This window comes from Chryseobacterium sp. 3008163, assembly GCF_003669035.1.
Classification (GTDB): Bacteria; Bacteroidota; Bacteroidia; order Flavobacteriales; family Weeksellaceae; genus Chryseobacterium.
Map to the genome: position 1 here is coordinate 4,220,280 of NZ_CP033070.1, position 13,939 is coordinate 4,234,218.

At 34.5% G+C, this 13,939-nt stretch carries 11 protein-coding genes; 9 read left to right on the forward strand and 2 right to left on the reverse strand.

Annotation, left to right across the window (positions count from 1 at the left end):
- The first annotated feature begins 64 nt into the window (after positions 1-64).
- From EAG08_RS19570 to EAG08_RS19595, 6 genes are all read left to right on the forward strand, one after another.
- The gene (locus tag EAG08_RS19570; RefSeq protein WP_129536908.1) at positions 65-1,543 is read left to right on the forward strand and encodes an MFS transporter; all 1,479 of its coding nucleotides are present in this window, start codon (positions 65-67) and stop codon (positions 1,541-1,543) included.
- Positions 1,544-1,616: 73 nt separating this feature from the next.
- Entirely contained in the window at positions 1,617-2,543 is a 927-nt protein-coding gene (locus tag EAG08_RS19575) for a mevalonate kinase (RefSeq protein WP_129536909.1), read from the forward strand.
- A gap of 11 nt (positions 2,544-2,554) precedes the next feature.
- Entirely contained in the window at positions 2,555-3,484 is a 930-nt protein-coding gene (locus EAG08_RS19580) for a UbiA family prenyltransferase (RefSeq protein WP_129536910.1), read from the forward strand.
- A gap of 317 nt (positions 3,485-3,801) precedes the next feature.
- Entirely contained in the window at positions 3,802-4,968 is a 1,167-nt protein-coding gene (locus tag EAG08_RS19585; protein WP_129536911.1) for a proline dehydrogenase family protein, read from the forward strand.
- A 320-nt stretch (positions 4,969-5,288) separates the two neighbouring features.
- The gene (locus EAG08_RS19590; RefSeq protein WP_129536912.1) at positions 5,289-6,476 is read left to right on the forward strand and encodes an FAD-dependent oxidoreductase; all 1,188 of its coding nucleotides are present in this window, start codon (positions 5,289-5,291) and stop codon (positions 6,474-6,476) included.
- Between the two features lie 12 nt (positions 6,477-6,488).
- On the forward strand, positions 6,489-8,252 hold the full coding sequence (locus EAG08_RS19595) for a flavin monoamine oxidase family protein (protein WP_129536913.1): 1,764 nt from the start codon (positions 6,489-6,491) through the stop codon (positions 8,250-8,252).
- Between the two features lie 143 nt (positions 8,253-8,395).
- Here EAG08_RS19595 and EAG08_RS19600 read toward each other — a convergent pair whose 3' ends face one another.
- Positions 8,396-8,932 (reverse strand): helix-turn-helix domain-containing protein, encoded by a 537-nt coding sequence (locus EAG08_RS19600; RefSeq protein ID WP_129536914.1) that lies wholly within the window; start codon positions 8,930-8,932, stop codon positions 8,396-8,398.
- A gap of 854 nt (positions 8,933-9,786) precedes the next feature.
- Between EAG08_RS19600 and EAG08_RS19605 the strand changes: the two genes are divergently transcribed.
- Positions 9,787-10,896: a M14 family zinc carboxypeptidase gene (locus EAG08_RS19605; protein WP_129536915.1), complete on the forward strand. Its 1,110-nt coding sequence runs from the start codon at positions 9,787-9,789 to the stop codon at positions 10,894-10,896.
- Positions 10,897-10,948: 52 nt separating this feature from the next.
- Here EAG08_RS19605 and EAG08_RS19610 read toward each other — a convergent pair whose 3' ends face one another.
- Positions 10,949-11,455: a DUF4920 domain-containing protein gene (locus EAG08_RS19610; RefSeq protein ID WP_129536916.1), complete on the reverse strand. Its 507-nt coding sequence runs from the start codon at positions 11,453-11,455 to the stop codon at positions 10,949-10,951.
- Between the two features lie 141 nt (positions 11,456-11,596).
- On the opposite strand from EAG08_RS19610, the gene EAG08_RS19615 reads away from it, so the two are divergent.
- On the forward strand, positions 11,597-13,012 hold the full coding sequence (locus EAG08_RS19615; RefSeq protein WP_129536917.1) for an APC family permease: 1,416 nt from the start codon (positions 11,597-11,599) through the stop codon (positions 13,010-13,012).
- Between the two features lie 467 nt (positions 13,013-13,479).
- A complete protein-coding gene (locus EAG08_RS19620; RefSeq protein ID WP_129536918.1) occupies positions 13,480-13,920 on the forward strand; it encodes a GPW/gp25 family protein in 441 nt (146 codons plus the stop codon).
- Positions 13,921-13,939 lie beyond the last annotated feature (19 nt).

Genomic DNA, 13,939 nt, shown 5'->3' on the forward strand with positions numbered 1-13,939 from the left:
ACAAAATAAAAATCACCGAATATTCAGCGGTTTTTCTATTTTTGTGCAACTAATACATTTTAAAATGTCTGAAACTGATATTCAACCTTCACAAAACATAAAAAACAACCCAAAGATCATGAAAGCCTGGGCAGTCTACGACTGGGCAAATTCTGTTTATTCTTTAGTGATTACGTCCGCAATTTTCCCTATCTATTATACCATTCTGACCACTGCCTACAACAAAAAGGAGTATGTAGCAGCGGCGAATGAAGTTCAGGAAATTCCGGTGAGAAATATGATTAAAGTTTTTGGGGAAACGTATGAACCGGAAGCGGTCTTGAGTTTTTCTTACGCAATCTCTTTCTTTTTGGTTGTGCTTTTATCGCCATTTTTATCATCTTTAGCTGATACCATTGGAAATAAAAAGTCATTCTTACAGTTTTTCTGTTACTTGGGAGCAACTTCTTGTATGGGATTGGCAATGTTTACTGGGATGGAAAATATTTTTCTTGGTTTATTATTCAGTATAACTGCAAGTGTCGGATTTTGGGGAAGTTTAGTGTTCTATAATTCATTTTTACCAGATATTGCAACTCCAGAAAAGCAGGATGCACTTTCAGCAAAGGGCTATATTTACGGATATTTAGGTTCGGTTGTTTTATTGATTATCTGTTTGGTTTTAATTCAGGTAGTTGCAAAAGGTGCTGAGCAAACGAATATCTATATCAGAGTCAGCTTTTTATTAACCGGAGCTTGGTGGTTTGGTTTTTCACAATATACTTTCAAACATTTGCCTCAGTTTGGTGATGTGAAAGAGAAACTTCCTAAAGATTTGGTATTATTAAATTATAAAAATATCTTCAAAAGACACGAAGAGCAAGGCGGTTTTTTTGAGGTTTTAAAAGATAACATCAGCTTCTATAAAGATATTGCTAAAGAGAGTTTCAGAGAATTGTTCAGAGTGGGAAGCAAACTGTTTGCGGATAAAAGTTTGAAATTCTTTTTATTAAGTTTCTTCTTTTACAGCGTTGGGATGCAGACGATTTTCCTGATGGCCGTACCTTTTGGAAGTACAGATATTTTCCCGAAGCAGGCAGATAAGTACAAATTAATCATTACCATTTTGGTAATCCAGATTATTGCAATTTTCGGAGCCTTCTTATTTTCAAGATTATCTAAAAAGATTGGGAATAAAAACGTAATTACAATAGCGGTTATCATTTGGATTGTTTGTTGTATTTCTGCGTTCTCTTTAAACAAAGAAAATCCTAATCTTCAACTTCAGTTCTATGCTTTAGCGGGATTGATTGGTTTGGTAATGGGAGGTTTGCAGGCAATGTCTCGTTCTACTTACTCAAAGCTTTTGCCGGAAAACTCAATGGAAAATACGACGTATTTCAGCTTTTATGATGTGCTTGAAAAAATTGCCATCATCTGCGGAATGCTTATTTTCAGTGTGATCATTCAGAAATTCGGGAATATGCAGTATGCTTTTATTGCAATGTCGACATTCTTCGCTGCAGGGGCAATTACGATAAGGTTCTTGAAATCTAAGGTTTAAAATACGTTATTGGCTTAAAATTTGTTAATATTCAGCAGAATACGTTAACTTTGCATAAAAGATTTATTACACAATGACGAACCCTCTATTTTACGCTAAAATTCTTCTCTTCGGAGAATACGGAATCATTGAAGATTCTCAGGGTTTAACACTTCCGTACAGCTTTTATAAAGGGGCTTTAAAGTTCTCATCATTAGACTCAGAATTTGAAAAAAAGTCTAATGGTCATTTGATCAAATATTCAGAATATTTACAGGATTTAGAACTTCCAGAAGGTTTTGAATTAAATGTTTCTGAGTTTCAAAAAGACATTTCTAAAGGTTTATTTTTCGACAGCAACATTCCTCAGGGTTATGGTGTTGGAAGTTCAGGAGCTTTGGTTGCTGCCATTTTTGAAAAATATTCTATCACAAAATATATTCCTGATAACATTTCTAAAGACCAGTTAAAAAATCTGAAAAAGGTTTTTGGTTTGATGGAAAGCTATTTTCACGGAAGAAGTTCGGGTATTGATCCTTTAATTTGTTACATGAATTTGCCTATTCTTATCGAAAATAAAGAAAGTGTAGACAAAGTTTCAATTCCAAAAAGTGAAGCGGGTAAAGGAGCTATTTTCTTAATTGATTCAGGAAGTATAGGTGAAACCGGACCAATGGTTCAGATCTTCTTTGAAAAAATGAAAACTGAAGGTTTCCGTAAAACGTTGAAAGAAGAATTTATCCGTTACAACAACGCTTGTATCGATTCTTTTCTGAAAAAAGATATGAATCCGTTCTTCAGAAACCTTAAAAAACTATCTCACTGGGCTTATGAACATTTCCGTCCGATGATTCCTGAGAGCATCTTTAATGTTTGGAAAAAAGGATTGGATTCCAATGCTTATTACCTAAAACTTTGCGGAAGCGGAGGTGGTGGTTACATTTTAGGTTTTACTAAAGACTACGAAAAAGCTGAAAAAATGCTTGACGGTTTCCATAAAGAAGTGATTTATAGATTTTAAATTTACCGGGAATGAATTCTGAAAAAGAAACTTTCCAGGAAAAGAATTTTGTTTCCAAATCTGTGTTTTACAGACTTTCACAATTTGTCGGTTTTCTTTTAGGAGCACGATTTTTCATTACTATTCTGCTAACTTTTGCCCTATATGTGTCTACATTTTTCCTGTTTAATCAGGAAGAATCTTTCAGAAATTTCGTCTTCGATTTTAGAGTTCACGGTATTATTTTCTGTACCGTTCTTTCCATACTTTCTGGCGGAATCATCAATCAGTTTTATGATTTTGAAAAAGATCATATTGTAAAGCCTTTCAGAACAAGGATTCAGAGCTTTATCAAGCAAAAATATTTTTTGTATGCTTATCTCGCTCTCACGGTAATTTCTTTGGGTGTTGCAAGCTTTATTTCTTACAGAGTTCTTATTTTCTTTATTATTTATCAGTTTTTCATGTGGTTTTACAGTCACAAGATGAGCCGAATTTTAATCTTAAATAATCTCACATTCGTCAGCCTCACTTTATACCCATTCTTCGGAATGATGGTGTATTACGAGACTTTCTCCAAGAAAGTTCTGCTGATGGCCATTTTTTTATTTCTGATTCTTTTATGTATCGATATTGTAAAAGATATGTTGACGAAAAGTGTTGACAAAACTTTTGGCTATGTTACAATTCCCAATTATTTTAAAAGCAAAACGACCAAAATCATCATTATTTCTTTATTGATGATCACGATGGCAGTTTCTATGAAGCTCATTGCAAAAACAGGAATTTCGGGATTCATGGCATACTATTTTGCATCAGGATTGTTCATTATGATTGCATGTATTTATTTACTTTTAAATTCTTCGAAAAAGTCTAAATTTTTCACGCTCAATATTTTACGTTTCTGGGTTTTTGTAGGAATTATCGCAATGTTGCTCAATGGAATTGAGGGTAAGCTGTAGAATATTTTTATTGCGAATCGAAAATTAAATGTTATTTTGACGAATTCGAAAGTGCCAAAAAAGAATTTCAAAAAATCAAAAAATACAAAACTCTTTAATTTTGAATAGTCAATTTGAATGAAAACTTAGTGTTCTTTGCTAAGTACAACGCCTTTGCGAACTTAAAAACAGTTAGTCGTAAAAAAAATATTTGCGAACTTTGCGTTTAAAACCACATTCTTTTAACCTACGATTTAGGATTAAAAAACTAAAAAAATATATTTTAAAAACATTCAGGTTATTCTTACATTTGCCAAAATCAAAATTTAATAAAAAGGATGCCCATTTTTAACGATACTAAAGTCGCATTTGCCGATAAAACAGATGCTCAGTTGAGAAAAGCGTATTGGATGTTTAAGATGATCGAACAGCCGGCTTTGACCAATATCGGAACTTCTCTGCTTAATTTCACCGTACATAATAACTTTCCATTCGTCAACGGAATTGTAAAAAACACTTTGTTTGAGCAGTTTGTAGGCGGTGAAACACGTGAAGAAAGTATGAAAGCGGTGAAGCAGCTTTTCAAAAGAGGTGTTGGAAGTATCTTTGATTACTCAATTGAAGGGAAAGAAGATGAGGAAACCTTTGATGCTGTTTGTCAGGAAATTAAAGATATCATTAAATTTTCTGTGGGAAATCCTGCAATTCCTTTTATCGTTTTTAAACCTACGGCTTTCGGAAGAATTGACTTGTATGAAGCGGTGGGTAAAAATGTTGAACTGACTTCAAGCCAGAAAGAAGAATGGGCGAGAGTTGTTAAAAGGTTTGATGAAGTCTGCAAACTTTGTCATGAACATGAGAAGAAAGTGATGATTGATGCCGAAGAATCCTGGATGCAGGATGCTGCAGATCAGCTTTGCGAAGAGATGATGGAAAAGTACAATCAGGAAAAACCAATTGTGTGGAATACCATCCAGATGTACAGAACGCATCGTTTAGAATATATGGAGGCGAATCTTCAGAGAGCTAGAGAAAAGAACTATTTCATAGGCTATAAGATTGTTCGTGGCGCTTATATGGAAAAGGAAAGAGCGAGAGCGACTGAAAAAGGTTATGCAGATCCAATTCAGCCAAACAAAGATGCTTCAGACAAAAATTACAATGCAGGAATTGATTTTATATTGAATCATCTCGATAAAGTTTCTGCTTTCTTTGGAACTCATAATGAGATCTCATCTGAATTGGTAATGGATAAAATGAAGGCAAAAGGTCTTGAAAATAATAATCCTCACATCTACTTTGGACAGCTTTACGGAATGAGTGATAATATCAGTTTCTATTTGTCTGATAAAGGCTATAATGTAGCTAAATATCTCCCTTACGGGCCTGTGAAAGATGTTGTTCCTTATCTTACGAGAAGAGCGAGAGAAAATACTTCTGTGGCCGGACAAACCGGAAGAGAATTGGGTTTAATTAAAAAAGAATTAGACAGAAGAAAGAAATAATATATTTAAAAATAATTTAAAATTTTGCTGCTTTTACTACGACAAATTGGACGTAAACTCAGCGAATATTTACTAAAAAAGCAATCCTACGAAAATGTGGGATTGCTTTTTTAATTTAATGATGTTGTCCATAAAAACATCTGAAAAATTTAGTATAATCTATCGATTTTCAATACCTAAAAACCCTTATTAAAGCATTAGGTATTTCTACTCAAAACAACATTTGGTTATTTCTACTCTACAACAAATGTATTCTTCTTCGTTACTTTGAATAGCTTATTAATCCTACAAAATTTGGAATAATATCTAAAAACTAAATCATGCATACAGAAAATTACGACGTTATTGTCATTGGCGGTGGAGCAATAGGTCTTGCAACTGCTTATCATTTGGGTAAAAGAAAGGCAAAGACTTTGGTTCTCGAGCAATTTACTTTTGCGAATCAATTGGGAAGTTCGGCAGGAGTTTCTCGTCAGTTCAGAATTCCATATCCTGATGAGTATATGGTACAGATGGCTTTAGATTCACAGCCTTATTGGGATGAACTGGAAAAAACAACTTCCACACAATTGCTCGATAAAGTGGGAACACTTTGGTTTGGAGATCCTAATGTACACTCCACAGAAGGAAATATAGCTGAAGCCGAGGAAGCTTTAAAGGCTTTAAATGTTCCATATACTACTTTAACAGCGAAAGAAATCGAAGAACAATATCATTTCAGAAATTTACCAGATACTTATACCGGATTGTTTCAGCCCGATGGTGCAAGTATTAATTTTAAAGCTACGATTGAGGCTCTTTTAGAATTGTGTAAAAAAGAAGAATCCGTTCAGTTACAAGAAAATTCGCCGGTACTTGAAATTAAACATATAGGAGAGCTCTTTAAAATTATTACTCCAAACGGAGCTTATATTACCAAAAAGTTGGCAATTATTCCCGGTCCGTATATCAACAGTGTGATCAATTTACTTGAATTTAAAATTGAAGCAACCTATTGGAATATGTCTTCAGCTTATTTTAAAAAGACTGACCCCAATATTCAATATCCAACATGGTTTGTATTTCAAAATGCGATAGGTGAAAACGGCAATCAGTTTTACGGCTTTCCTTCTGTAGATTGGGATCATCCTGAATATATTCGGGTAGCACCTGATTTTGTGATCAATCCTCTTGATGAACCTAGCGACAGAACACTAATTCCCAATCCGCAAGAACTTTCCTATACTTCAGAATGGGTACAAAATCATATGGCAGGGCTAAGCACAGAACCAGAATATACATCAACATGCCTTATCGCTTTAAGTAAAATTCCAAACAAAGAACTGTTGATCGACTTTGCACCCGGCTATGTACCGAATCATAAAAATATTGTTTTATATGCTACAGGATGGGCGGCAAAATTCACCCCCTTTTTAGGGAAAATCATGTCAGATCTTGCATTAGACGGTCATACAGATTTTGATATTACGCCTTTCCAATTAGGAAGAAAATACTTTAAATCACTTTAAAACTAATATAATATGAATAAGAATACACCTTTAAATACAGGAAAAAATCCTGATTTGAAAATTGAAGTTGCCATTATCGGTGCCGGAACATCCGGATTATACACTGCATATCGTTTGGTTACAGAGAAAAAATTTAAGGCAAGCGACGTACAAATCTTTGATATGAACAATAAACTTGGTGGAAGATTAGAATCTGTAATTATGCCCGGAATGAACTTTTGGGGAGAATTAGGCGGCATGCGTTACCTTACTTCTCAGCAGATTGTGACGACGTTAATTGAAGGTTATGTTCCGAAAGAAGATCCCAACATCCGTATTCCTGTTTTGAAAGATGAAATGACTCCCATTCCTTTCCCAATGGGTGATCCGTCAAAATTATTAATGTATCTCAGAAAAGACCGTTGTAAGCAAAACGCGTGGGATGTGGCTCAGAAAAAAGGTGAAAAACTGGCAACACGATATTATCTGAATAACGATGATTACGGTTTTAGTTCAGACCAGTTATTCAATAAAATTATTTATGAAGTTCTGATGGCTGACACTTGGGTGGCTAGCACTTACGGAAGTAAAATTATTAAAGGTAAAGATTCAGAATACGATTATTCTTTTGAATTAACCAGCAGAGATTGGGATGATATTAAGCCAAAATTGGTCTACAATTTCCCTAATTCACCTTACGATCAACGTAAAGTAAACGATATCGGATTCTGGAATTTAATTAAAGATCAGGTTTCTCAGGAGGGTTATCAATTCCTGGCAAATGCAGGAGGATATTATTCAAATACAATCAATTGGAATTCTGCAGAAGCATTTCCTTACATGGTGGGAGATTTCTCTGCAGGAACAATTTACAAAACTATTGAAGAAGGATATGACAGCATTGCTTATGCTGTAGCCAATTCTTATATGGAACATGAAGGTGCATGCATTTGGTCTGAAAATAAGCTACTTACTTTCACCAAAGATCATCATTTGGCAGACTCTTACAAGTATGAGTTGATTTTTCTTAATTTAAAGACCAACACAGAATGGAAAGTATATGCCAATACAATAGTTCTTGCGATGCCGAGAAAATCTTTAGAGCTTCTGGATCAGAATAATTTCTTTTTCAATACGAATAAAAATTCTTTACTTAATGAAAATATCCGTTCTGTTATTATGGAACCTGCCTTTAAGATATTGATGGGTTTTGAATATCCTTGGTGGCAAAATTTAGGAATAGACTCCGGACATTCTATCACCGATCTGCCGATGAGACAATGCTATTATTTTGGTACAGATCCACAAACTGACAACTCGATGCTGCTTGGAAGTTACGGAGATATGGAAACCGAAACATTCTGGAAAGCATTGACTGATGATGAAGTTTTATTTGAAGTAAAACCTGCGAAATCAGCTTCGTTAAGAGAGCTTCACCAATTGGATAAAGTTCAGGCAACGAAACTGATGGTTAATGAACTGATGAATCAGCTTCGTGAACTTCATGGCGATGATGTGACAATACCGGATCCTTATGTAACCTATTTCAGAGACTGGACGGATGAGCCTTTCGGGGCAGGATATCACGCCTGGAAAGCAGGATTTTCAGTTGAAAATGTAATGCCATATATGAGAAAGCCGATAACTGATGAGCAAATTCATATTTGCGGTGAGGCGTATTCTGATCAGCAAGGTTGGGTAGAAGGAGCTTTCTGTGAAGCAGAAAAAATGCTTAATGAATATTTTGGTGTTGATCGTCCTCATTGGTTGAGTCCGGATTATTATTTGGGATGGTAAAATATTTTAAGTATAACTTAAAACAGAATTTTCCAACAAAATAAAATTAGTAAAATGATTAACATGAAAAATGTTGGGCATTTTATTTTTCCTTTAAAATTCAAAAATAAAGTCTGATCAAAAAATGGCCAGACTTTTTATTTTTAAGGCTCAAAACTTTCGAATTTTCCGTTTTCGTAGAACAGAACAATTCGTTTTATCTTATTACTTTGATTTTCAATAACTTGATTAATTATTTGCTCGTTCGACTTTTCTAATGGCTGAGAATCGGATATTTTTTCTTCAGCTTTACTTTGATGCGGAATAATCGATTCTCGCAAGACTTGAATTTCTTCAGTTTTTTCCTCTGCAGTTCCAAAATCTTCATCGTCGTTCATCATCGTAAATAAATCGGGAAGAGATGTAGGTTTTGTTTTTTCTTCCGAATTTTCAATTTCGAGACTATGCTCAGTTTCCGGTAAATCAGATTTCAGCATTTCACCGTCACCAGTCACCAGCCAGTCCCAAAGAATCTCAGGAAACCTTGATTTTATTTTTATAATAAATTCTAAAGAAGGTTTATTCCTCCCGGAAGTAATGTGCGAAATAGAAGATCGCTGCACATCAATTTCGTCCGCAAACTCTGAAGAGCTCAGCTTAGAATATTCTATAACTTTTGAAATTCTCTCATTTAAACTCATAAAAACAAGCTTTTAATCTTGTTACAAATGTAAATATAAAATTTACAATTGCAAAATACAAAAGTAAACAATGTTAGTAATTGTTAATATACAAAAGTAAATAATAATAAATGTTTGTTTATCATGTATTTATATAATATTCTCATGAAATTTTAAACTTTATCCACAAAATATTAATTAAGTAAATTCTAATTGCTGTCACACTTAAAGTATAACTCGAGATAATATTTTTAACTAAAATTCCGAAATTTATTTTAACGCATAAAAGACCAATAATTTCTTCTATCTCCTTTCTACAGGTATTTTGTGACCTATCATCGTGTTGTAGAGTGGGAGAGAGGCTATATGGCTGGTTTTGTAGCGAATTAGGATATATAATAACGTCTTATTTTAATTTTAGTGCATAATAAACCTTTATAGGAAGAGGTTTTAACAAAACATTAAGATTGAAATGATCATCACATATAAAACTTTCAGCAACTATTTTAGCATATTCATTTAAACTGACTTTGAGCTCATAATTTATGTGGATAAAATAATAAATAACCTTAATTTACATTTGTATAATGAGTGTAATGTATACCTTAATCCACATTTTACATGTTTAGTATAATAACACTCAAATGGACTAAAATCGACTTATCCACACTTAAAGTAAAGGTAAATTAACTATTTAGATAATGATTTTAATTGTTTGAATTATAGGTGATTAAATACAATTAATTAAATTATTAACAATCCACAATTTAACTAACAGACTTTTTGGCAATTTACATTGTTTAATCATGTTACAAATGTTAATTTCTTTTTATCCTCAAAAATCATTATTTTTGACTCATGTAAATTTCTTTAGAATGAATTTTGAACATTTGTATATCCAAAATCCCGATTTCCAAAATCGCTATATTTCCCCTGAAAAATTATTTTCTTACCTACAGACCAATCTCAGCGATTACATTCAAGAGATTGGAAGATCATATTTAGATAAACCTATTTATAAATTGAGCATAGGAAGTGGAGAGGTAAATATTCTAGCATGGTCACAAATGCATGGAAACGAATCGAATGCAACGCATGCGATGCTTGATCTATTATTTACTCTTGATAAGCGTCAGGAATTAAAAGATGATCTTTTCAGTACAATCAGCTTAGACTTTATCTTTATGCTAAATCCTGACGGTTCTGAAAGATGGACGAGACTCAATGCTGCAGATATAGATCTAAACAGAGATTTCCATAACGAAGCAAGTACAGAAATTAAATTTTTGAAAAAATTGGTATCGTCGAAGAAATACCATTACGCATTAAATCTTCATGAGCAACGCACCATTTTCACGACTGACGGAGTACATCCTGCGACACTCTCCTTTTTGGCACCTTCTGAAAACGAGGAAAGAACCGTTACTGAAAACAGAAAAAAATGTATGGCGGTCATTGGTCAAATTTATGACAGTTTAAAAGATGTGATACCCAATCAGATCGGAAGATATACCGATGAGTTCTATCCTACTTCTACGGGTGATAATTTCATCAAAGCTGGAATGCCGACGATTCTGTTTGAAGGCGGACATTTTATCGACGACTATACAAGAAAGGGAACGAGAAAATATTATACAATTGCTTTGTATTATGCCTTAAAAGCAATCAGCGAACTAAAATCTGATATAAAAGGCTGGGAAAAATATCTGGAAATTCCCGAAAATAAGGAGACGCATTATGATATTGTGTACAGAAATGTAAAGCTGAATACAGATCATGAATGTATTCTCGATATTGCCGTTCAGTACAGGGAGATTTTTGAAGAAGGAAAAGACGAAATATCATTTGTCCCTTTTGTCATAGAGGCAGGTGAGGTTAAGAAAAGAAAAGGCTGGCTGGAAATAGACTGCACCGGAAAAAGATTCGTAAGTGAAACAAAATATCCCAAATTGGATGCGGAAGTCAGTTTTAAGATAGTAGAATAAAAAAACCGGAACAAATTAATTGTTCCGGTTTTCTTTTAAGTTATATTGAGTATTAGTTAATGACTTTAATTCCGTTCGCTACAAATCTGATTTCTTCTTTTGGCTTTGTGATTGCGTCAATTTCTGCTTGAGGCTTTTTAGCATCTTCTGCATAATGTTTCTGCTCATCGATAGAAGTTACTTTTCTTTCGGCATTACCTTCTAATACTACGTTTTTACCTTTCAAAGCTGTCGGTACGAAAAAACCGTAATCTTTCATTTTTACAAAAAATTGAGTATCGTCTTCAGTTTGAATGGTCAACCAACAACCCTTTTTGTCGCAAACGTCTACCACTTTTCCTTTGATGGCAACATTTTCAACTTTTTTGTTGTCTTTTTTCAGTTTTTTAGCCAGTTTATCAACGCTCATTGCTTTAGATTCTGCTGATGTTACTGTTGATCCGTAAGTGTCACCTACGATTGCGTTTCCTGCCGGAGGTCCGAATTTCTTACCTTCTTGAGCAAATGCTAACGTTGAAGCACTTACTGCTACTAAAAATAATATGGATTTTAATTTCATTCTTATATTTTTTCCAAAATTAATAATAATAATCGAATTTCAAATGAATAAAAACTTGATAAAAAACAGTTCATTCATCAATTCAAAACAAAAAGCAAAAACAATTGCATATTTATCTATATTTGATGTGAATATTTGAATATGCAGAAAAAACTAAAACTTTGGGACGCTACCATGCTAGTTATGGGTTCTATGATCGGTAGCGGAATCTTTATCGTAAGTGCCGACATGATGCGAAATCTCGGCTCAGGCTACTGGATGATCGTTGTATGGATTATCACCGGAATCATGACGGTTGCTGCAGCAATCAGCTATGGTGAACTTTCAGCTCTGTTTCCTAAAGCGGGCGGACAGTACACCTATCTCACAGAAATTTTCGGTAAAAAAATGGGTTTCCTCTACGGTTGGGGATTGTTTACGGTTATTCAAACCGGTACAATTGCTGCCGTTGCAATGGCTTTCGGAAAGTTCACAGCCTATCTCGTGCCTTCACTCAATGATGCAGCTCCTATTTTCCAAAGTGGAGAATTTCAAATTACCTGGATTCAGATTTTGGCCATAGCCATCATTCTTTTGCTTACCTACATCAATACAAGAGGGGTTGAAAGCGGAAAAATCCTTCAGAATGTCTTTACTGGTTCAAAAATATTAGCTTTATTAGGTTTAATTGCCGCAGGTTTTATCTTCGTAGATTTTTCACATTTGGCAGAAAACTTCAGTTTAGGAACAAATGCTTTTAATAATATCGATAAAGACACCACAGGAAATTTCTTAAAAACCGGCTGGGAATCAATTGACGGAATGACTTTAATGGGCGGAATTGCAGCTGCAATGGTAGGTTCAGTTTTCAGTTCTGTTGCGTGGGAAAGCGTGACTTTTGTTTCTGGTGAAATTGAAAATCCAAAGAAAAATGTGGTCAAGGCAATGATTTTAGGAACTTCTGCCGTTATGCTTTTATATATTGCAGTGAATTTTGTGTATTTAAATGCCATCGACCGAGATTCCATCGCATTTGCAGCCAATGATAGAGTTGCGGTTGCCGCTTCACAGAATATTTTCGGAAGTGCAGGAACAGTGATTATCGCAGTGCTCGTAATGGTTTCTACTTTCGGTTGCAACAACGGATTGATCTTAGCAGGAGCAAGAGTGTTCCAGACCATGGCAAAAGACGGATTGTTTTTCAAATCGGCGATTGATAACAATAAAAATGATGTTCCTTCAAATGCTCTTTGGATGCAGGGAGTTTGGGCTTCGGTTTTATGTCTGAGCGGACAGTACGGCAATCTTTTAGATATGATTTCGTTCGTTATTGTACTGTTTTACATGATTACCGTTTTTGGAGTAATTTACCTAAGATTTAAGCAACCCAATCTCGAAAGACCTTACAAAACTTGGTTGTATCCTGTAACACCTATTATTTATTTAGTGATCGGAACGGTTTTCTGCGTTCTTCTTCTGATCTACAAGCAACAATATACCTGGCCGGGCTTTCTGATTGTGTTACTCGGACTTCCCGTTTATTACATCATTAATCGAAATAAAAATACAGACTCGTAATTTTTTAGGAGCTTATTCCCGCTTTCACTACTCGCTTTTTCAGAATTTTGGCGGCGGCAAAGCCGCCGCCAAAATTCTGAAAAGAGCTCAAACAGGCCGTTCAATCGGGGCTAAAATTTCGTTATCAAATCGAATATAGTCATTGCGAGGAGCGCAGCGACGAAGCAATCTTTAATATAAAATAAATAGCATTGTAAATAGAATATCACTTTTTCAAGCTAAACTATTCTATTTTAAGTTACGAAAAACTTCGTGTTCTTCTATAAGTAGAACGCCTTTGTGTAACTTAAAAGCAGTGAGTAGTCAAAAAATCTTTGCGAACTTTGCGTTTAAACTAATTTTAGCTATCAAACGGACAAACATTTAAAGTTTCAAAAGATTATCATAAATTATTTCCCGAAAATGATTAATTTGGTATTTCATTTTAAATAATGACACCAAAAAATTAAAATAGAGAACAAAAATCTATGGACACACCAAATTACAGAATGCCCTTTGTGCCGTCAACCCTGATGTCTGAAGGTGGAAGTATAGACACCTGCGACATGGGTGAAAGTATTGCCCACAACATCATGTTGCTCATTACCACAAAAAAAGGCGAAAACAGATATGATGAAAATTATGGCAACGACGTTTGGAATCTGGAATTTGATAACGGAGTTACATCAGCCGTATGGGAAAATGTTTTTATCAAAAGTCTTAAAAGGCAGATTCAGGAGTTTGAACCGAGAATCGTTCAGCCACAGGTCGACGCCCACGTTGAAGTCGTAGAGCACAACTATGACACCAAAGAACATACAGAAATCAAGAAAAAAGTAAGGATCGCCATCAATGCAAAAATGGAAGCTACAGGAGAACGCTTTAGCTTTTCCACAGAATTGTTCTTGAGTCCTATGTCAATCGATTAATCACCACCTTATCACAAAT